The 23336-nt window shown below is 34.2% G+C and carries 11 protein-coding genes, 1 tRNA gene and 4 pseudogenes; 8 read left to right on the plus strand and 8 right to left on the minus strand.

What is annotated here, in order from left to right; genetic code table 11:
- A pseudogene (locus CP947_RS10295) lies at positions 1-114 on the plus strand (IS5 family transposase); the annotation flags it as partial.
- Positions 115-123: 9 nt separating this feature from the next.
- Here the strand turns inward: CP947_RS10295 and CP947_RS11060 are convergent.
- The 3 genes and pseudogenes from CP947_RS11060 to CP947_RS08545 form a co-directional block, all read right to left on the minus strand.
- Positions 124-258, minus strand: a pseudogene (locus CP947_RS11060) (NAD-dependent epimerase/dehydratase family protein); the annotation flags it as partial.
- A gap of 142 nt (positions 259-400) precedes the next feature.
- Positions 401-5230 (minus strand): DEAD/DEAH box helicase, encoded by a 4830-nt coding sequence (locus tag CP947_RS08540; protein ID WP_096712791.1) that lies wholly within the window; start codon positions 5228-5230, stop codon positions 401-403.
- A 10-nt stretch (positions 5231-5240) separates the two neighbouring features.
- Positions 5241-8411, minus strand: coding sequence for a hypothetical protein (locus tag CP947_RS08545; protein WP_096712792.1), 3171 nt, complete (start codon positions 8409-8411; stop codon positions 5241-5243).
- 239 nt (positions 8412-8650) lie between these two features.
- On the opposite strand from CP947_RS08545, the gene CP947_RS08550 reads away from it, so the two are divergent.
- On the plus strand, positions 8651-11233 hold the full coding sequence (locus CP947_RS08550) for a tetratricopeptide repeat protein (protein WP_096712793.1): 2583 nt from the start codon (positions 8651-8653) through the stop codon (positions 11231-11233).
- 23 nt (positions 11234-11256) lie between these two features.
- On the opposite strand, the gene CP947_RS08555 is transcribed toward CP947_RS08550, so the two are convergent.
- From CP947_RS08555 to CP947_RS08565, 3 genes are all read right to left on the minus strand, one after another.
- Positions 11257-12828: an AAA family ATPase gene (locus tag CP947_RS08555; protein WP_165868967.1), complete on the minus strand. Its 1572-nt coding sequence runs from the start codon at positions 12826-12828 to the stop codon at positions 11257-11259.
- Positions 12829-12982: 154 nt separating this feature from the next.
- Positions 12983-14584, minus strand: coding sequence for a hypothetical protein (locus tag CP947_RS08560; protein ID WP_132130904.1), 1602 nt, complete (start codon positions 14582-14584; stop codon positions 12983-12985).
- A 4-nt stretch (positions 14585-14588) separates the two neighbouring features.
- Positions 14589-15860, minus strand: coding sequence for a hypothetical protein (locus tag CP947_RS08565; RefSeq protein WP_105460934.1), 1272 nt, complete (start codon positions 15858-15860; stop codon positions 14589-14591).
- 284 nt (positions 15861-16144) lie between these two features.
- Here CP947_RS08565 and CP947_RS08570 point away from each other — a divergent pair.
- Together CP947_RS08570 and CP947_RS08575 are read left to right on the plus strand one after the other, a co-directional pair.
- A pseudogene (locus CP947_RS08570) lies at positions 16145-17137 on the plus strand (IS5 family transposase).
- Between the two features lie 194 nt (positions 17138-17331).
- Positions 17332-17781, plus strand: coding sequence for a transposase (locus CP947_RS08575; RefSeq protein ID WP_096712797.1), 450 nt, complete (start codon positions 17332-17334; stop codon positions 17779-17781).
- A 255-nt stretch (positions 17782-18036) separates the two neighbouring features.
- Here CP947_RS08575 and CP947_RS08580 read toward each other — a convergent pair.
- Together CP947_RS08580 and CP947_RS08585 are read right to left on the minus strand one after the other, a co-directional pair.
- A tRNA-Glu gene (locus CP947_RS08580) sits at positions 18037-18111 on the minus strand.
- Between the two features lie 71 nt (positions 18112-18182).
- A complete protein-coding gene (locus CP947_RS08585; RefSeq protein ID WP_096712798.1) occupies positions 18183-19409 on the minus strand; it encodes a proteasome-activating nucleotidase in 1227 nt (408 codons plus the stop codon).
- A gap of 502 nt (positions 19410-19911) precedes the next feature.
- Between CP947_RS08585 and CP947_RS08590 the strand changes: the two genes are divergently transcribed.
- The 4 genes and pseudogenes from CP947_RS08590 to uvrB all read left to right on the plus strand — a co-directional run bounded on the left by CP947_RS08590 (position 19912) and on the right by uvrB (position 23254).
- The gene (locus tag CP947_RS08590) at positions 19912-20664 is read left to right on the plus strand and encodes a hypothetical protein (RefSeq protein ID WP_096712799.1); all 753 of its coding nucleotides are present in this window, start codon (positions 19912-19914) and stop codon (positions 20662-20664) included.
- Between the two features lie 23 nt (positions 20665-20687).
- The gene (locus CP947_RS08595; RefSeq protein ID WP_096712800.1) at positions 20688-20936 is read left to right on the plus strand and encodes a TIGR00304 family membrane protein; all 249 of its coding nucleotides are present in this window, start codon (positions 20688-20690) and stop codon (positions 20934-20936) included.
- Positions 20933-21244 carry a TIGR00304 family membrane protein gene (locus tag CP947_RS08600; RefSeq protein WP_207891987.1) on the plus strand — a complete coding sequence of 104 codons (312 nt, stop codon included), beginning with the start codon at positions 20933-20935 and terminating at the stop codon, positions 21242-21244. Before CP947_RS08595 ends, CP947_RS08600 begins: the two co-directional genes overlap by 4 nt.
- Positions 21245-21277: 33 nt before the next feature.
- Positions 21278-23254: pseudogene (gene uvrB, locus CP947_RS11065) on the plus strand (excinuclease ABC subunit UvrB).
- Positions 23255-23336: the final 82 nt, after the last annotated feature.

A 23336-nucleotide genomic window follows, 5' to 3' on the forward strand; every position in this document is an offset into this window, starting at 1 on the left:
GCAAAAGAGGTCAAGTTCAAATTATTAATCCATAATATAGACAGGGCAACTTCTATTTCAGTAATTATTCAAATGAGGATTTCTACAGAGCCATTCTGTTATTCTTTTAAATGATTTATCTTGAATATTTTGAGGATAACTAGTTATATTGTTGTCAATGACGATTACAGGTATTTTCAGTTTCAAAAATCTAGTTACCAAACTTTTCCCAATGAAACCGTCTCCTCCAGTTATCAGTATTGGTTTTTTTGATTTCATCTATTATCACTAGCATTAAATCCAAAATAATATCTTATTGTATCAATTAGATTATCCTAACCCAACAAATGATGGCAATCCTCCTAAATACATAATCAGTCTATAGGTAACTGCCATTACATCTGGGGAAATATTACTATTTTTATACAGTAGCATTTTTATTTGCTTCTACTTTCAACCAAAATTTCTCTAGAAACTCCATAACTTTCCCTCTGTTTAATTCTTCATGGCAAAATTGATTTCCATAATTTCTTAAACATCCATAACAACTAGAATTGCCCTCTTTTCCTCCACACGTACATTCTCTCATTTTCGTGTATGTAGTTTTAAAGAGATTGATTATTGAATCCTGATCTTTCGCAATTCTTTTTACATGCCCTGCACCACCAGGCACATTATCAAATATTAGAAGGGCTAATGAATCTGGTTCTCCAATATAGGGATATAAACAGCCATCCAGATCTTGTCTTTCAATATCGAAATAAATGCTTGCACCTTCCAATAAACCATAAAGAACAGAATACCAAAATCCCATGTCCCAATTATCGTAATCTTCAAAGCTTAATTGTAGTACATCCGTTTTGTATTCATGGCCTAAATGGTACCTCATCAAAGTACCTTCACATTCTCCACCCCAAGTATTTTCATGTGATGTCGGTGCTTTGTCGTTTCCTAAAATAGTGTATCCACATAATGGACAAACTTTAAATCCTTGCCCACCTGCATTATTAACAATCGCTAATTTACCATGATTACCTACCATGGCATTTATATTTAAATGACCTAGACTAACTGATAACTCTTTTTCTTTATTCACTTCACCCGAATAATATGTGCGTGTTGTGTAGGTTTTTTTAGGTTTTTTATTGCCAGGTTTCTTTGGTGGTTTCCTGCTGCTTATGAAGCCAAATTCTGGTACAACGAATGTACCTCTTATACCAGTATCTAGTGGATAACCACATGAATCACATACAGTTAATCCATCATTTGAAGTTGCTAGCACCCGTTGATACCTATGACATTTTTCACAAATTGCATATTGATATTTTGGCCATTCTCTATGAGGTATTTTCTTTAAATATCTACTTTGCCAAAGTTGTCCACCTGCAACGATTTCGCTTCCAGGAGCATATTCTGATAAAGCCATTCTAAGATCTCTACTTAATTCCAATTTATTTCCTGCATCAGAATGACTTATCAACTGAAGCTCTACAACATCTATGGGGAACCCATACCTGGGAATTACGTTATGTGCTGAAAGATAGTTTATCAAAGGGCGTTTTTTAATAGTATTAATCATTCTTAGAAGATAGTCGGATTTTTTTCCTTCACTAATTTTTTTATTTCTAGATGTTGACAATATACCTATATCAGATTCGACTTCTTCTTTTGCTTTTAATAATACACCATTATTTTCATCATAAAGACCTGAAACCCATCCCCAACTATCGAGATTTAATTTTGAATGTAAGTTTTGAGGAACGATTTTTTTAATTGATTCTAACAGATCCTTTGGTTCTGATTCCAGGTATTCCCTTAATTTTTCGGGCCCGTTTTTATTTGGATTAAAAAAGAAGTCTTCTGTCTTTTTGAACATATCTGAATTCATCATCCAGAATTTAGCAAGTGCTGTTGCATAAACATGTCTTTGAACAATGATTTCATTCTCTATTTCAAAATGAGGTGTACTCACCATACCTGAGACCATCTTTATTGGATCTGCAAAATATGTCATATCATGCGAACGCCGTCTGCAAAATGTCAATACAAAAGCTGTAGAATCAGTACGTCTCCCAGCTCTTCCTGCCCTCTGTACATAGTTTGATGCTGAGGGAGGAACGTTTAACAGGAAAACAGATTCTAAATCTCCGACATCAACTCCAAGTTCAAAAGTAGTAGAACAACTAAGGACATTGATATCTCCATTGATAAACCTAGACTGATAATCTGCAGCAGTTTCACTACTTAGCTGAGCAGTATGTTCTTCAGCTTTCATCCTCAATGGTTTCAATTCGGAATACAAATTTTTGTAGTGGTCATCTTCATACATTTCAGAAGGATTACATTTTTCGAGCATTCCATTGCAACGATAGTTTGGACAAATATTTTTCAAATTCAAATGAGTCAGAGTTTTACATTTATTGCAGTAGTACCATTGCAATTGGTCTCCATCTTTAATTTGCCACAATTTATGATTGATTTGGAAACCAGTTCCTTCTGAGTTAAGTGCGGTTTCTATCAAATGTTTGTCCCATATTAGTTTATTCAATCCTTTTTTCCACATATTTGATAGCAATTCAGTACAATTCTCTTCACAATTTGTTGAATTGATTTTATAGTATAATCTTTGAAGAAAATCTAATCTACTATTTAGTCCACCTGAGGGAGTCCAGCCTTTTATGTTTCTATCTTTTGATGAACCCGTATGCCTGAAATATCGTTTTTGATTTTTGGGTTCAAAAAAGGAATCGTAAGGGTCGATAGAATCAGGAAAAGTAATAGCACCGTAATCCCTGAAGTCATTTAATAATATTTGGTATAATGTCCATATTTCATCGTCAGTTAAATTCCATGGGTCTTTTTTTAATGGAGGTGGTGCACACCACTGACTTGGCTTTACTAATTCAAAACCCAGAAATCCCATATGTTCTAAACCATTCTTTCCATCAACATTCATTAATTCATACAACAACCATTTCCAAGCTTCATCTTCCAACTGTTGTAGACTTATTGATGGGAATAAGCTTAGTTCACGTATTTTTTTCTTAAGGGGAATTATAATATCTTCAATTTGCCACTGATTATCAATTATTTTTTGCTTGTTTTCTTCAATAGTTTGTAATATGAGATGCCTTCGCAATATTTTAGAGTATGTTCTGTTTAAGAAGGGAGCAAAAAAAGCTGCATCCTGTCTATTATCTGAAAAAATAAGTAATTGCCTTGAATCTTTTTCCATTATAGATTTTTCAGGCTCATCTTTTATTGTTATCCATTCATTTTCATCATCCTGAGAATCTTTTTCCAAGATATCAACTGTTGATTCTTTATCAGGTATTTGTTGATATAAAGAAGTAGACAATACACTTGCGATTGCATCTCTGCTTTGCAAAAAGCGAGTTACAACAGAACTCTTAGTATTTGTTTTTGAACAAGCAGGACATTTATGCACCATTCCATTTCTAGAGACAACTTTTGTCAAAGGAATATAATCTGCTTCATTACATTCGCAAAGTGAATTAACGAGATTTATCTTGTCGATTGCTCCACATTTTGGACATAGATAATATTTATCACTTGCTCTATTCTCTATCTCCTCTTCATCTTCATTAATAGGAACTAATTCAAATTCATTATTCATGAGTAAATAATACTCAAGAGAACTTTCATTTTCATAATATGATTTACTCGGCTGTTTGAGGACATTTTTTCCATCATCATTTGACTTTTTACCTACAATGTAGACTGATCCACAATTATGACAATTACCAATTTCAAATACTGGATAATTTATTCCATTTTCTGTTACACATTCCATTCTTTGCAAAAACAATTGTTTTTTTGGATAAAACCCTACAAAAGCCCCTTCCATCGATTTTATGAATAAATGGTATCTAGCTGGTAAAAGAGGTTGATCATTTGGATTATTTCGTGCTTGGTTAGCAATGTCAACTAATGAAACCAAAGTTTCTTCAGAATTACTATTTTTTGAAAATATTTGTTTTGCTGTTTTTGAAAGAACTTCACTATTTTTTTCTTCAATTGTTTCTTGTAAGGAGATTAAATTTCGATCACCTTTTAAAATAAAATAAAGAAATTTCTTATAATCTCCATCTGAATCTGCTTTTGCCTTTTCAATAATCTGTGAAGGCACTTTATGCATCACTGCTGAATTCGCAAGTTGCTCTAATTTATTATCTGAAACATTGGAAAGTATTTCCTGCCATTCAGAATATAATTTTTCATTCGGTACACCCCAACATTTCCCAACAATCCTATCTTCATCAATTGCTTTTACTATATCTTCAGTTTCAAATGGTTCACTGAAAAGACCCGATGCAAATTTAGCAATGTCATCGGGTGTTTCATTCTCATTGCCTAATGTAGCACTTGTAGCAATACATGTTAGGTCATTTGCTCTTGTAGAAATGCGTTCCTTTAATCGCCGAAGTAACATTGCAGTCTCAATACCCTTTGCACCACTGTAGGTATGGGCTTCATCAACAACTATGAATTTCCAGTTATTTGAGAACTCACCATCAAAAAAGACATTGTCTTGAGGTCTTAGAAGTAGATATTCCAACATTGCATAGTTGGTAAGCAAAATATGTGGTGGATTTGCTTTCATTTCTTCCCTTGATATCAATTCATTTTTCAAGGGTTTTTCTTTATACATCTTTTGGAATAGTTCTTCAGCACTTTTTCTTTTTTCCTCTGTTTCTCCCGTATAACGTCCAAATGTTATTTCTGGATAATTTGCCAGCAATTTACGAAAACGTTTTAGTTGATCATTTGCAAGTGCATTCATTGGGTAGAGAAGAAGAGCACGCACTCCAGGATTAAGTGTTCCATGTTTCTTTTGTTCAAACAAGTAGTTTAGTATAGGTATGGTAAACGTTTCGGTTTTTCCACTTCCTGTTCCTGTTGCAACTACAACATTCCTTTGGTGCTTAACAATTTTTTGAATTGCGTTCTGCTGATGTGAATACAATGGTCTATCAATTGGCAATGAGTTGGAATTTAGATTAATGAACTCATCCGATAGTATTCCTTTCTTTACTAGAACATTTAATGTATCTTCTTTTTTAAACGAAGGAGTTGTTTCTAAAATAGGCCCTTTTACAAAATCTTGTGGTTGCAATTTTGATACGAATTGATTTTGCAAATCAGAGTCACTAAGTTGAAAAATATTTGCAAGATAAGAAGTATATTTATCAGTAATGTATTTTGTAGTCTTAATAGGATCAAGTGACATCCATAATTCCTCATAACTTTATGTTTTTAATTTTCTGTTGAATAGATTTCAATGTCGGATCATTTTGAAATGTTTTGTGTTGTATTAATGATCCCAGTTCTCTAGCAATATCATTAAATTCATTAATCTTATTCAAATGTTTTATTATCTGATTGAAATCAATATTTTCTTTATTTAATCTCATCAAAGAAGCAAAGTACATCTTTTTATTTTGATAATTTTCAATAAACATATACGTTAATATTTTTAAAAAAACTTTATTAGAAAATAAATCAAATCTTTGTTGTTTTGCTTTTAACAATAAATGATTGATAATTGTAAAACATTCACTATTTAGTAAATCAGTTTTTGTGAAAAATAAATCATCAAATACATTTATTGCTTCTTCAATTTCTTTGTCAGCCAATATGTTTAATTTGTGTAACCATAAACTTTTGAGATGGTCATTTTTACGATATGCATCTTTTAAGAGACTTATACCATCGATATATCTGGCTTCATCGTAGTATTTATTAAATTCTTCAAGAGGTTTTTCATTATCGATATCAATAAGAATTTCTTTACTATTCGGAATATTTTCCCCTGGAAATACCAATGGAGTCCATCCATCTGATTTTGTAAAATGAAGCAAGTATCTACCAATTTGAATATCACTTTCAGTCATTTCAAAAGTAATAGGACTTCTTTTATTATCGATATTTTCTTGATGTAACAGTTTTTCATGGCCTGACCCTAGTTTCCAGAAAGCTAATGTTTTATCCTTAGTGGTTCCTTCTTCAGACCATTCAATTTTAAAAATACGTTTGTCCTCTTTTTTGTCTATATAATGTCTAATGTTGCTTATTTTCCATTTCTGAACGCCAAATAAATCGACATCTTCTATATTATCGTTTCCATAAACATCAAAACTAAAATTCATGATACTTTTTTCATTGGATCTTATTGTATCAGAAAACTTCGATAAATCAAATTTACAGATTCCTTTTCTTAATATCGTTTCCTCATATTGTTTTGTAGGTCCTAATTCCAACTTACATTTTCCATTTATTTCAGGGAATAAATTTACAATTAATATGGGGTTGGAATCTGAATCAAATAGCACTTCTTCTTCAACTTCAACATAATCACTGAATTCTGATTCGTATTTTCGATTATTTAGACCTTCAATACTCCATTTCAATTTTGGCATATGAAATTCAACAGGTATTTGTATAGGACTTTTAACATCGACAAATATTCTAAAATTTTCTTTTAGATAATCTTCTGATGAAGTTGTTTGCAAGTGATAATCGGTGTTATTTATTTGTTTGACTATATTTTTTGAGCCAATAGGTACAATTTCAGAAGTTTTCAAATACAAATTTATTTCATATGGACCATCAGTTTGTGGTATATATATTCCTCTATCAAATTCAAAACTAATAGGAGGAATGAAAACTACGTTAAATTCGTAATCTATACCTTCTATATCATTTGTTATTCTTATATCGAAGTTGCCTACAGCATTATTTCCAAGTAATGACTCATCAGATAGTGGAATTACACAGGTTGAATCATCTGGATATTCTAAAATATTTTCATAATCATTAAGTTTGGAATAGATGGGTTTTTGAAGTGTGGTTTCTCCACGATATGTAATATATAGATTCCAATCAGCACTATCAAGAGAATTTTCAGTTTGTATTTTTATAGATGGAAGTTCGCCAGAGTAAACTGGATTGCCATTAGAAGTGACAGAATTCAATAAATTCCCATTAACAAGTTTAGGCTTTAAATTCCTCTTTTCTGACACTGGTAGATGAAGACGATTCAGCTCTTTATCTTCTATAAAAAGGGGTTTTTCTGTATCTTGAATATTTACTGCAAAATATCTATATCCAAACCAACTCCCAAATAGGTCTCCTTTCTCAAAGATCAAAGATTCTGGCTTTAAATCATATTGTTTTTCTGCAACGACTATTATTGTATCTTGTGGTAATGTTTCTTTTTGTATTATTTTTTTACTGTCATATTCAAAAGCAAATAGAAGGCTATCTGTATGAAAACTACTTTCAAAGTCCCAACTTTGGAGTCTTTTACTTCCATTTAGTAACCTGAAAAAATACCTAGTTGCAGGGAATTTTAGTTTTATCTTTTTCTCTTCAGTTTCAATGTAGCTACCGTTGCGATAAGCAGAAATTTTTTCTTTATAGATGTTATTCTGTTCATCACTGATTTCTAATATAACCTTATTTATGTATTCATCAAAGATAGTTTGCTGTGGCAACACTAAAACTAAATCATCTTTATAATCAAATTTAATAATTGGTTGTCTAAACCTTCCGTGTTTGTTTATTGAAGTTGTACTATTGCTACTGGTTTTTGTAATATTTTGAGGATTATTCCACCAAACTATAAATGCATCTATAATTCGTTCTGATAATTCAATATTGTCTTTTTTTTGTGAAAGTGTTCCTTTTTGGCCAAATTCTAGCATCAAATAGGAGTTATAAAAAAAGCAATCTGCTATTTCATTTCCATATAACAAAAATCTCCTTATTGATTCACTAATATACGGAAAAGCTTGTGGGATTGAATTTAGATTTTCTTGGTCTGAGATTGATAGTTTCTTTTTATTTATGAGTCTAGACGAACCCTTTTCATTTATCCTTAATCTTTGATTGTTATAAGCCCTTTGTTTATTTAGATAAAACTTAATCCCTTCATAATCCGTACTGGGCAATTCGTCTTTCCTTTTAATTAGGACTTGGTCAAAATACTCTTCCAAATTTGAATTTGGGATCATTCCATGGATTAATATGTTTGAAACATATCTGAATGCACTTGGAATACTGAATTTTGGCAAATTATTTTCATGTAAATATGAAAAAAACAATTTTCCAATATTTGTTTTTTGAATAGCATCCAACTTTCCGATACTTTCTTCTACACTAGACCAAAAATCACCATTTTCTGAATTATATTCATATATCCCTTTCCATACTAAAAAATGAGATACAGAAGCCTTTGCATATTGCTTTAAGTACTTTATCCCTCTAATAGATAAGTGCTGTTTTATCAAATTGCCTATATGTTCTACCTCTTGAGGAGTAAGAACATTTTCGCCTATCAAGGTTATATTTTGTGTTCTATTATGCAATATCTTTTCACATTCTGCTATTTTAGAACAATTTTCAATCATATCAAGCACTTTTCCATTTAGAGTTTAAATTTTAGTTGTATGTACCTACAGTTTGATTAATTTACATATAAATGTAACGATTTAAATCTGTGATATCAGAATAATAAATAATCCGACTACAAACCTTTGCGGTTTATATCTTATATTGCATACCTACCCCACCTTCCATCAATTCACATAAATTTATCTATCAGTAAAGAAATATGTTTGTTAAAATATATGGTAAGTGGGGATGAAGAATGACATTAATTGAGAATCTGCAATCAAGTGCACAAACAGGATATTATACAAAATTGATTTTGAATACAGGGAATGAAATAGAAGGATATATCGATACTATTACTTCTGATTCTCTCATTTTAACTAATGAAGACAATATAGCGGGAATAAAATATGATGCTATAATATTATGGCAATTGTTTCCAAACAGCTGTTGTAATGAAGAAATTGTTGAACAAGATACTTCTACAAGCAATGATTCTGAAGATGTTGAAAATGAAAATAACTCATTTTATGAAAATGAGATTGTGAAAAAGATAGATGCCTTTGCAAAAAATGACTCTATTATCACTTATCTTCATCCCAAAGATCAACCAATTACTCAGGTGCCAGATATATTAAAAGTTTCAGAGGATGATGAGAAATCAATATGGGATAGTATTTTTTCAAAATACCAGAATGCAATAAAGCAAGATGATAGGGAAAAAATAGAGTCTCTCTCAATAGAACTAGAAAAACTAAGTGACCAATATCCAGAATGTGCTACCATTGCCTATAGTACTGGTTGCCTTAAATTAAAAGCACATAACTACCCTGATGCAGGAAAATATTTCGATAGAACATTTGAAATTGATAATAGCAAAGATTCCCTATACAACGCTATTTTTTGTCATCTTGTTGCAGGTGATGAAGAGAAAGCACTAGTTGATATTGCAAAGTATTTCTACGAAGGAAAAACAATATCTCATGATAAACTGTTTTTTGAGTTTGTTATATTAAGCCGAAATCAGCATGAATATGCATTATTCTTAGAAATTATCCAGAGTATCCTTAATGAAATAGATTCTGATGAAGAATTCCGTGAACAACTTTCATTGCTTGTAGGATCGACGATATATACGCTCCAGGATACCAATATACCTAACGATTACGTTTCCGATCTAAACACATTGGCCAAATCTGCTGTAGAAAATATTGAAATTGAGTCGTACATAGATATTATCAACGATATTAATGACGAATTGAAAAATTCGGAGGCTGGAAATCAAAACGAGGAATTCAATAGATGGCTGACCACTGATAAATCTGAAGTGACTGATCAGCAAGATGAGCAACTCCCAATAAATGAAGAACAACAAAACGATAATGAAAATGTTGATGATGATAAAACAGATTTTGAACATAACTATCTATATCCAAAATTCACATTTGGATTAAAGAAGGGTATAATATACCGCTTTATCCCAGTTGCACATAACGGAAACATCGGATATGGATTTATGGAGGATAGTCAATCAAAGAAGGAAGTTCATTTCAGAAATGATTCAATTATCGGAAATATTCATTTAAACACTCTCTCAGAGAATATTCCAGTGTTGTATAAATCAATTCTTTCAAAGGAAATAGAAGCTTCTGTTGATTATACAGCGTCGGTAGTAATCTCTATAGATATGCTGGACAATCTATGGGATTTAGCCACCCATTTTGCACATGAAAAAGATTATCGTAGTGCATTACTGGAAATTGAAACGATTTTGCAATATGATCCAGATAATAATGAAGCTCAGGATAAAAAGAAACGATGGACGAATCTCTACAATAAACATTCAACTCCATATGATAAAATAAAGCTGAATCCAAATACTGAAAAGGAGTGGGAAGATTATGGAAATTGTATGATTGATAGAAAGATGTTTGCAGAGGCAATTCATGCTTTCACACATATATCTGGTAATCCAAATAAATCAAGTTCATGGTATAATAAGGGTATTTCATACCTGCATAATTTGAACTATGATGATGCAATTGAACATTTTAATACTGCAATTGAGAAAAATAAGTATTACTATCATGCAATTTTTGCCCGTGGGTTGGCCTACTTGAGAGATGAGCAGTTTGAAATGGCATTGAAAGATTTTGATGCTACTCTTAAGTTACGTCCTGATTATGTGCCTGCTTGGTCACATCGTGCTCTTGCCATGCAGTTTTTAGACAATAATATAGAAGCAGAGAAGAGTTATAATTGGGCACTTTTACTCGATGAAAACAACTGGACCATACGTGCTTGGAAAGCAGGTTTGTTAATTAGAATGAATAAGATCGTTGAAGCAATGAAAATTATAGATGATGTACTTGAAAATCATCAACCTAAAAATGCTGCTATTCTTTTTGCGAAAGGCTACGCATTGCAGAAGCAAAATCATTATTCAGAAGCTTTGGACTATATCGAGAAAAGCCTGGAGATTGAACCTGATAATATCAAGGCATTGACAAAAAGGGCTTATGTAATTGCTTGTCTTGGAGAATATGATAGAGCCAAGGATGCTATAACAGAGGCGATATCCAAAAAGAAAACAAATTCAAAATCATGGTATTATAAAGGTGTTATAAATTATATGTCAGGTAATTATACAGCAGCACATGAAGCATTTAAACAATCTTTGGAATTAAAACCTGATGTATCTCGGGTAATTCATTGTAAAAATAAAGCAAAAAGAAAAATGGAATCTGCTAATCGAGCTAATAATGCTAAAGGGCAGGAATTGGAAGGTATAATTGGTCAAATTAATGATAAGTTTGGAGGATTGGGATTTCATGAATGAAATATTTTATATAAGAAACTACATTAGTTACCCGTATCTAGCGAACCAGGAGTTAAATCAATTACATTTTTATTTATTTTCATTTCTAAGGGTTTTTTATTTATTAACCCAAAAATTGTTTTATCGAATTTTAGTTTTTTGTTATCAATAAATGTTGTTAGTTTTTCTTTTTTATCTCTATTTTCTAAATCATGCAAACCTATTATTTCCCAACATTCCTCCATATCTAATTGTTTTAATTCTACAACATAAGAATAATCTTTGCTTTTACTATGAATTAATTTTTTAACATTATTATTTATTCTTTTTTCTATACCTTCGATTAAATTGTTACTAAGTACAATAAATATAGCTTCATTTATTTGGTTGTTTGTTAATGCAGCAAATATAGCCCTTATTTTATCATGATTGGACTTATTATCTAAAAGAAATTGAAATCCAATAGTATGTGCTTTATAATGAACCAACAAATCTATATTTTCAAATTTCAAATCATAGTGATTACGGTTTTTTATGAACACATGTTTGTCGCTTTCATTTATCCCAAAATTAGAGTTTAATAACTTAAGATAATTACTGAATGAATCTATCAATAATTCAGAGCTAATATTTGTATATTTTTTTGCATTATACCTTATGCCCTCTATTTCTGCTGTTTTCACTTTTGCATCCAAGAGATTATCTAATTTATTTTGTAATTCTTGATTTTTACCGTAGTTAACAAAATAAGTAGAAAAACGTCTGACAACTTCGGCTGCATCGTGTTTATTCACAATAAGGTTATTTATGTCATTTGATTTACAACTAAATATTTTCTCATTCAATGCTAATGAACAAGCCATTGAGATATCACCTGGTACACTCCCCAATTCCCAAAATAATTCGATTGCTTCTTCAGTGAATGGAAAAGTATTGACTCCATTAGCATTACAAGAGTCTATACAAGGAAGTTGAATATTTCCATTTCTTTTCGACCAGAGTTCCATAAATTTATGAACCATTTTTTTTGAATCCTCAAAATCAAACCTATCTAAAATAATAGGCTCTCCATTTTTATCTGTTACAAAAGAAAATCTTCTTCCTTGTGATGTATCCTTTAAACTTTCTTTTAAATCTGTATATAAATCACGTGTTATAGCAAAAACAACACATGTATTACTCAAATCGTTAAAAAGTGACATTATAGTTCCTAACAAATTTCTTATTATTACCCGCTTATTTCCTTTTCCACTTGATTCCATTTTCCTTACATACTCATCTACAGAATCTATCAATAGGCAAAACCCAATTTTGTTATTTCTATTATCAACTCTAATTTTGGTCATCAATTCTTGCATTTGTTTTAAATTTCTTTCTGAATTATTATAATCGACTAAATCATAATTATATTTTTTAAAAAAAGAATTTACACTTTCATTTTTGAGTATATAATTTGTTAAATCATCATCAGATATTGTTTTATCTTTTAAATCTAATATCATTGACAATCTATTATTTTTCTTTTTTGAAACGTAATCTATATAATGCAACATTTGTGTTTTGCCTACACCTGGATGACCAATTACACATGTCATTATCGAATTTATCATTGCCATATTGTAAATTCGATTTTCAAAATCGGATAAGTAATTCTCAGCTAATTTGCCTATCAATATCTTTCCTGTATTTGAATTTGTACGATGAATTTTAAAAGGCCTGTCACTTCTTAAAAGATTACAATATTTGCACATGTACCCAATTTCCTTATTCTCATATTTTTGAGGGTTTAGTAACCATCAAGCTTTTAAGATATCTTGCCATTTTTAATTTATTGTCAATGTAGTTAAATAATTTCTTTCTTTCCTTTATGTTATTCATCTTTTTCACTCCAATTATTTGTTCAATATCATTTGATGTCAATCTTTTTGATCCAAGGGTGGGTGTATAGTCTATATTTTTATTTCTAAAATATCTACTAATTTCTATAAATTCATTTTCATATATTAAAAAATCTTTATCTTTATATTCATCATACTCTTCATCTGTAATATATATAAATAAACAGGCATTTGAAATTCCTTTGAGCAAATTATTTGCCACAGATTTGAAATCTATTTTCGGAATTTTAGTCCCATCTACAAATTTTAGTTCCACCTCTTTTTTGTTGCCGTCAATAGTATATCCTACAAACAAACCCCTTTCACCACTATTAATTGAAAATTCTAATGATAAAAAGTAATCTTTGAATGATTCATATAATATACCTTTATCTTTAAATTGCCAATTCTGATTTCCAATAAAATCTTTCAATAAACTTTCATATTCGTCTTTTTTAGTGATGTAATCTATATTATTCCATAATTTTTCTCTGTAATCTAAAGTTGGATCTGACTTGTTTTTCAAAAGAATTGTAGCCATTTCATATTCAGATATTTTTAATGATTTTTCTTTTGTTGTGGTATCATTATATTCATAAACTTTTTTATTTAAACATTGGCTACAAATTTTTGTTAAACTCCCAGGAGTCGAGGCAACTCGCCAAGCTAAATAGATTGCTTCTTTTGAAAAAGGATAATTTCCGAAATCAATCTCTTCCAAATTGTTCCTTTTAGCCCATTCTTTCATTGAAACAGTTACAAGCTCATATGCTTCCTTTTCTTTTAATGATCCAAATTCTATAGGTTTGTCATCAATTCCATTTGGTACCAAGATTCTACGACGTAAGGTCTGATCCCCGCTTATAACATCACGAAAAATATGATACACATCTTTCGTCAAGGCAAAGATTACAGCAGTATTATCAAAGGTATCTAAAATTAATCTATATGTTCCTAGTAAATCTACTACAGCTTTATCGCTTTCTACATTTTTTAAATCAACTATTTTTCTTATACATTCATCGACAGTATCAACACCGATAAATAATCCAAAATCTTTCCAATCTTCTTTTGCTCTAGAAAGTAAATAATTAATTTCCTGTTTTTTGTCGTCATAATTTTCCCCCTTAAGTACGACGTTATATTTTTCAGCCAGATCTACAAAATGAGTGTTTGTGTATATACTTTGAAGTATTTGTTCTGTTGTGGGGATTTTATCCTTTAAATTAAATATGACTACTATCCCATTTTTTGATTTTTCAATATTTGTCCTATATTCTAAATTCCACAAAAAATGTGTTTTACCTGTTCCTGGATTTCCAACAATCGCTGTCATCAAAGAGTCAACTAAACATGTTTCAAAAACTTTGTCCATCAGGGATTTTAACTCTGTAGCCTTTGTGCCAACTAATAATGACTTGTTATATGGATTTGAATTATGGAACGAAAATGGTGGGTCCTGCTGTAGAGCTTCCACGAATGATGAAGTTTTCAAAAAATCAACTCTTAAGGAATTTTATATAGTAATATCTGTTTTTCCCTGTATCAATCCATCCAGCATCTGTTTCACCAATTGGAGTTCCAACTTCTAAATCAACAAAATTCTGTTCAAAACATTGTAAAACGAAGGAATCAAATTTATCTGCTGATATGTTCATTTTTTTGCATACTGCCTCTTTTAATGGAGGTATTTTAATTGAATACTGTAAATTGTTGTTTAAATTCATAGCTTCTGCATGTAAGACAGAATAAAATGAATTGATATCTATGTCCCATTCTATTCTTTTTGTAATATTGAGCAAGTAATCAAGAGTAACTATATTTAGTCCATCTCTTAGGATATCGATATCATTAAACCCTTGTGAATTAAGTTGTGACTTTAATTGATAAAACGTATCAGATCTGAGAATTCCACTTTGATCTAATCTATTTTTATTTATTTCTTTTAGTAACTTTCCTGTATTCTTAACATTACAATATTCGTCTAATTTTCCTTCTGTTTTATTTAGGATATTCTGTTGGAAGACTTTTTGTTCATCCATTTTTTTATCTAAATTGCTTAGTAAAGATGCTAATTCAGATATTATATGCTGTTGCTGATTAATTTCCTGCTTCATCAATATTATTTCTGATTTTAGCGATTTTACTTCACTAGCTAATTGTGCTGTATTTTTTGATTTAGCATTACTTTTCTTATTTGGCAATGTGGTATCAATTGCTTTCTTTAAATTATCTTTAGATATTTTCTCATTCCCAATTAACTGTTCTATTTTATTTTTTATCGTTTTTATATCATCATTTTCCTCTATGTCAATTCCTAATTCTTTTGCAATTATTATCAAATCATCCTTCTTTTTTAATGAATTTATTTTTGCATACATCGACCACATACAAGCTTTATTGTATATTATTTCAGAATCCAATGTGTTTTTTAGTATCCATACCTTTATTGTCTCTATGATCCCTTCTTTTTTTTCTTTTGATTCGAATCGTCTTCGTTTGTCTATGGGAACACTTTTTAAAATCTTGTCTTTTGAGAGGGAACTTAAAATAGGATATATTTGGAAATATTTTGTTAAAAGAAAGAGCTTGTTTAAATCATCTGTAGTATTTGAATTAATAATTTCGTCAACTATCTCTTTTTTTGACAAATTTTTAATTTCGTTTTTTACGCCGACATCTTTAGCCATTTTAGAAAGAGATTCATCATCTAATTTTTTTATTTGTCTTTTTAATTCGTCAGTATTAGGTACATTGGAATTCTCGCTCATATTTATTCTATTATCTATCAAATTATTTATTTATTGTCCTTTTAAAGTAGTCTAAGCTTTACTCATAAAAAGAATTTCATTTAGATTAGTTAATTACGTGTATATACAACAAAATTAGGTAGGATAAATTGATGAAACAAATACATGAGTATATCGAATGTTTTTGAATATATTTTTTGAAAAATAGCAAGCACAAAATTATAGTACAGAGATTTCCGATTAACCCCTCTTCTCAGTCAAACTAAATAACAATATTTATATTTAATTAAGATAAATTTAGTTATATGAGTACCTTTAGTAATTTCACCCTGAAACAGGAATATGACCGTTTGATAGCTGCTGGTGACAAACTATCCGAAATAGACAAGTTGATCAACTGGAAACCATTTCGTACCATACTGGAATCTATGTATATCAACAGGACAGACAAAGGTGGTCGACCTGAAAATGATGTTGTAATGATGTTCAAAATGCTTGTGTTACAACAATGACATGGTCTTTTTTGATCCAGAACTTGAACGACAATGCATTGATCGTATTTCATTCAGAAAGTTCCTGGGTCATGTTGAATCAGAGATTTAACAGGAGTTGCAGATTTTCAATCTGCAACATTTTCCAAAACGAATACCTGATGACACAACTGTATGGTCATTCAGGGAGAGGATTGCAAAATTGGAACTGGAAGAACAAATATGGGGAGAACTACAAAGACAGATTGATTGTAGAGGATTGGAAATTAAAAAGGGAATGATTCAGGATGCAACCTTTATTGTTGCAGAACCAGGACATGCCAATCAGGAGAAAATGAGAGGTGATGAGGCAAAAACAAGAAGAAGCAGGGATGGGAATTGGTCAAAAAAAGGTGGCAAATCATATTTTGGGTACAAACTGCATACGATTATTGATAAGGAGAATGAGTTGATTCGAAGGTTTGAAACGACTGTGGCATCAGTACATGATTCACAGGTGGATCTGTCCGAAGAGGGAGAAGTGGAGTATAGGGATAAGGGATATTTCGGAGTGGCGGCAAAGGGATTTGCAGCAACGATGCAAAGAGCTGTAAGAGGAAAACCATTGAATATCAAGCAGATTATGACAGGATTAGTGTACAGAGGATGCCCTGTGAAAGGGTGTATGCGGTGACAAAAGGCGTATTCAAAGCGGGAAAAGTGATGGTTACGACAGTGAAACGAGTAAATCTAAAAATGATGGTGACGGCGTTTTGTTTCAATTTGCATCAAATGAGGACGTTAAAAAGAAAAGGGGTGATGGCCTGAGAGCGGAAGCTATCTAAAAATAAGTAGAAATTCGGCTCTGTAGAAACCCTTTCCTCTAACTTCCACTAATACATTATTATTTTTATAAGAAGAGGTCCCCAATGTGATTTTAACCACAAAAACACAAAGGGGATGAATGTGTTTTGTTCCAGATTGGAAATCTGGAACTCCCATTAAATCTGTGATTTAATGGCATGTCAAGCGATTACTTAAACTTTATCGATACAGCTATGTCTGTAGCTGGAAGATCCCGTCTTCCAATCTATAGTTGTAAATATTCCAAACGAAAATATACTCAACATCAGTTACTGACATTGGTATTGATTAAAGAGTATACAGGTAATGACTATAGAGCAGAAGCCATCATACCTGTAAGATGTCGAAAAAGGAAGAAGATCAAAGGAAAATACCGTCGTAAAATGAGAGATGAGTTTGATGAGGACATCTATCATTACAGAAACCTGGTAGAGACGATGTTTTCTGTTTTGAAAAGGAAATATGGGGAAGAACTGAAGGCAACAAAATACAGAAATCAGGCAAAAGAGGTCAAGTTCAAATTATTAATCCATAATATAGACAGGGCAACTTCTATTTCAGTAATTATTCAAATGAGGATTTCTACAGAGCCGAGAAATGATTGTTGAGGTATACCAGGGAAGATTTGAAAAGAAATCTGAACGATGTTGTCATCTATTGTTGTCGGTTTTACTTCCCTGGTGTATATAAAAGATGGTTTTCTTTTTATAAAGGATTATGTGAAAAGTTGATTTTTTGCAGATTTTCATATGCGCATAGTCTTCCATTGCTAGCATCAACTTGATGTATGAAAAAAGGATTAACTATTCAAAGTAAACAATCAAAAATTGTAGTTAGTAATAGGACTATCTATAAATTTTGAGTGCTCCGATCGGGATTCGAACCCGAGTCACAGGAGTGAGAGTCCTGTATGATTGGCCGTGCTACACTATCGGAGCGCATTGCCATGAGGGCACAATTCTAAAGCAATTTATGTTATATTAAGCTTTTGTAAAAACAGGAAGCGGGGTTAGGCAAACATCCCGCTTGCTGTGCTCTGTTCTTCTTCAGTTGTGACCTTGTTGAAGGCTTCAGTCAGATCCTTCATGGTGATCTGTTCGCCCCTGCGACGCAGGACAAACATCCCTGCCTCTTTGACAATGATCTTGAGGTCTGCTCCACTCAGGCCGTTGGCCATCTTAGCAAGTTTGGTCATGTCCACATCATCTGCAAGATTCATGTGGCGGGTGTGGATCCTGAGGATATCCTCGCGCGCTTTCTCATCGGGTATTGGTACCTCGATCACCCTGTCAAACCTTCCCGGGCGAAGAAGTGCCGGGTCAAGCAGGTCTATACGATTTGTGGCCGCTATGATCTTAACTTGGCCGCGTGGCTCGAATCCATCCATCTCGGACAACAGTTGCAGCATTGTACGATTTACTTCTGCAGAACCTGTGGTGCCGTCATGGGTACGCATTCCGCCCACGGCATCGATTTCATCAATAAACAGTATGCACGGGGATTTGTCCCGGGCCATCTGGAATACATCTTTTACAAGCCTTGCTCCTTCTCCGATGAATTTCTGGACCAGGTCCGAACCGGACATACGTATGAAACTTGCATGGGCGCGAGATGCCACTGCTTTGGCAATCAGTGTTTTTCCTGTGCCGGGATCACCATACATAAGGACACCGGATGGAGGTTCGATACCGATCTTATCAAATAGTTCGGGTTCGGTAAGGGGCATCTCTACGGATTCGATAACCTCGTTGAGGACGTCATCCAGCCCGCCTATCATATCATAATCTACATCAGGGGAACTGATAACTTCCATTATCTGGGCGCGCATGTCGGTTGCTTTGCGCATTACTGATACAATGGAAAATGCAGCATTGATGGATACTCGCACACCTGGTTCGATTTCATCCTTGAATTCTGCGGGGATCTGTGTAACGACTTCCTGGTTGTTGCCATGCTGACGGATAAGCGCCATATCATCTTCTGTTTCCACGACAGTTGCAATGAAAAGGGGGGGTGATGTAATACGCTCGAGTTGTTCCTTGAGTTTTTCCATTTCCTCGAGGTAGTTGTTTGCCAGCATATTGGCTTCAAGAAGCTTTGCCCTCATTGATTCACTCTGGACCCGTAGTTCCTCATTTTCCTTTTTGAGTGATTCGATCTCAGAGTCCATCTCCTCTGCAGTATCAACAGTGTTATTGGTATTTTCAATAGGAGTATTTGCAGTTGCATCGGACATAATGCGTCCCTATGCATATCATCGAATATAAATCCACTCCTGATTTCAGGTATTATCTGGGCTATTATGTGTAGTTTTTACCTCTGTTTTTATGTTTTTCATCTGTGTTTGTGCGGAGATTATCCTGTTATATGCCTTATTTCACACTTCTATACAGATAAAAACAACCCCTCCGTTTCTATTGGAGAAATAGGTGAGTTATGGTAATATTTATATCACTTTGTTCTCTTTATTGGCTGTGAATAATGAGAAATATGGACTTTTAAATTGTTTACTTTTATTTTATTGTTTTTCACAAGTAAAAAACAGTTTAAAACAAATATATAACAAAAGACTTATATATGATCTTATCATAGCAAATATTGCATATAATGGATGTGTGAAACTGTAATTACGCTTCACAAGTCAATCTAAACAATGCAAACCATAAATCTGAGGGGATGAATGGCTTTGCACTCCATTGCATCTGAGGGGATGGATGGACTTATGCAGAGGCTAAAAGATGAAGATTCGACTCGAGTTATTCGATGATGATGACAACGAGGTTGCCAGAGTCCAATTTGAAGGGGATACTTGGCAAAATCGCTCGATCCAGTTTATCAACATGTTTGGTGAGGCGCAACCTCCATCGGAAGAATCTTCATCTTTTAACCTTTCTTCACAATCACAAAACAGTCATGAAGTAAACACACCTTCACATTCCGGTGTTCAATATCCACCACAGCAGCAGCAGCAGGTTCCGCCACAGATGGTTCCCCCAAATTATCCGCCTATGCCTGCACAACATTACTATAATCCAATGTATTACCCACCGGTTTACTACCCGTCGATGATGCCACAATCACCACCTCCCATGCAACCCACCACCCAGGCACCATCGATGTCCCAGCCACCTCATGTCCAGCAGGGACAGCAAGGTGGTAGTGTAAACCGGTCCTTTCCTTCTCAACAGGTGAATAAATCAAAATCAGATCCCTCGTTGACAATAAGTGAAAGACTTGAATTGTTCCTGAAATACGAGTTTCCACGTATGTGGGGTACTTCTCAGGAAATACAGCATCAGTATGAGCAAGTGTATGGCCCAATCAAACTGAGCACTGTGTCCACATACCTTTCCCGGATGTATCGTAAAGGTCTCCTCCAGAGACGGGGCAATCGCACCAATCGGGAGTATCTTTATGTGGGCGATATGGAAGAGCAATCTTCAGTTCATCAGTCTTTTTCTCCGGGTTACATCCAGAGGAATGATATTTAATATCTGAAACCTAATCTTTTCTCATGAACTCAGCAGAAAATTCTATAATAAAGGGTTTCGTGCTGGTTGCAATCGGCTTTTTTCTATTGTCCTTAGGTCTTATTATAAAAGCGATTTATGAAAATGCAGGTCACGCAGAATTTGGCGGGCTTGTGCTTATAGGTCCTATCCCCATTGTGATAGGGTCTTCTGAAGGTGTTTCCTATTCAATGCTTCTATTAGGACTTTTAATATTTGGGATTTACATTTTGTTATGGAGGACTAACCGTTGATCGGGAATATACTTGTTTACGGAGGTATGGTTCTTATTGGGTTTGGCATTTTCCTGATAATACGGGGTATCAGTGAACAAAATGTATTTCACAAAAAACAGTCGTTATCACAGGCACATGGTACTGTGAATGGAGTTCAAAAAGATGACAAGAGGGACTCTTTTCGCTCTGATGTCAAAAGTGGAGGAGTGATCATGATCGGCCCCCTGCCGATAATTTTTGGCTCAGACAGCAATACTTCTAAAAAGGCGATGGTGCTTGCCATCATTCTGATGCTGATTTACCTTTTGGTGGTAGTATTGGTATAATTATATACGTTTTCACAACAGATAGGATGTAGTATGCCGGAGTTTGAACTTGTATCAAACTACAGTCCGCGTGGTGACCAGCCACAGGCGATCGAAAACCTCTCGAATGGTATAAACGGTGGTTTCACACACCAGACACTGCTGGGTGTGACCGGTTCAGGTAAAACCTTCACAATGGCAAATGTCATTCAAAATGTGCAGAGGCCTACCCTTGTAATTGCTCATAACAAAACCCTTGCAGCCCAGTTGTTTTCAGAATTCCGCGACTTTTTCCCGGACAACGCGGTGGAATATTTTGTCAGTTATTACGATTATTACCAGCCTGAGGCCTATCTTCCCACAACTGATACCTACATTGAAAAAGATTCTTCCATCAATGAAGAGATAGACAGGTTGAGGCTGTCTGCCACCAAGTCGCTTATGGAGCGCAGGGATGTGATTGTTGTGTCCAGTGTGTCATGCATCTACAATCTGGGTTCTCCCAGGGAATGGCAGGAAATGTCCCTTTTTATGAAACCGGGGGATGAGGTTGACAGGAGCTGGATATTCAGTAAACTTGTAGATATCCAGTATGAAAGGAATGATGTGGAATTCACCCAGGGTACTTTTCGTGCCCGTGGGGACACTGTTGAGATTTTCCCGGCGCAGGATAATGTAGCAGTGCGGGTAGAGATGTTCGGGGATGAGATTGACAGGATATCCTATTTTGAACCACTTACCGGCAAGGTTGTACGTGAAGTGGAAGACTATATGCAGGTTGTGATATATCCTGCCAAGCATTTTGTTATGCCCCAGTCACAGATTGATCGTGCTCTCGTATCTATTGAAGAGGAATTGAAGGATACAGTTGCCGAATTTGAAAAACAGGGTCAATTACTGGAAGCCCAGCGTATCATGCAACGCACAAGGTTTGATATCGAAATGATAGAAGAGCTTGGGTATTGCAGTGGTATTGAAAATTATTCCCGTCATTTTGATGGCCGCAAACCAGGTGAGGCTCCTTCTTCACTGCTGGATTTCTTTCCGGATGATTATTTGCTCATCATCGATGAATCCCATGTGACTATCCCGCAGATAGGGGGGATGCATAATGGGGATCGGGCACGCAAAAAATCTCTCATTGAATATGGGTTCCGTTTGCCTTCTGCCTATGACAACCGCCCTCTGAATTACAGGGAATTCGAGGAGAGAATCAATCAGGTTGTTTATGTTTCCGCCACACCTGCGGATTATGAGCTGGGATTGAGTGATCAGGTAGTGGAGCAGATCATTCGTCCGACAGGGCTGGTTGACCCACCGGTCTAGGTCAGGCCTGTGGCAAATCAAATCGATGACCTGATGGAAGAAGTCCGGAAGGTATCGGAAAGCGGTTACAGGACTCTTGTGACAACTCTGACAAAGAAAATGGCTGAGGATCTGACTGACTACCTGTTGGAGATGGGTATCAGGGTGCGCTATATGCATTCGGACATCGATACCCTGGAGCGGGCCGAGATCGTGCGGGAATTGCGTAAGGGCACCTTTGATGTGCTTGTGGGGATTAACCTGTTACGTGAAGGATTGGACATTCCCGAGGTCGCTCTTGTGGCAATACTTGATGCAGATAAGGAAGGTTTTCTCAGGTCGGAACGCTCTCTTATCCAGACGATTGGCCGGGCTTCTCGGAATGTGGATGCTTATGCTATTATGTATGCGGACAGGATTACCGGTTCAATGTCCCGTGCAATGAGTGAGATGGAAAGGAGGCGTAATCTGCAACTGGAATTCAATCGCAAGCATAACATCACACCGACCAGTATCATGAAGGAAATTCAGCGTGAAATTGTGGAGGCTGAAGAGGTATCCACTCCTGCTACCGGAGTTGACATGGGTCTTTCCAAAATGGAGGCCAATAGCATGCTTATTGATATGGAGGCGGAGATGCATGAGGCTGCCCGCAACCTGGAATTCGAGGAAGCAGCCCGGCTGAGGGATGCTATCAGGGAAATGAGGGAAACCTATTCCCTGTAATTGTATTCTGTTGCTGGCAAAACCATGTGTTGTGGCATGGCCGAAAGGGTTATATCTAAAAAATACTATCAAGAGGTTGCAG

Origin of the sequence: Methanohalophilus euhalobius (assembly GCF_900215215.1) — an archaeon.
Lineage (GTDB): Archaea > Halobacteriota > Methanosarcinia > Methanosarcinales > Methanosarcinaceae > Methanohalophilus > Methanohalophilus euhalobius.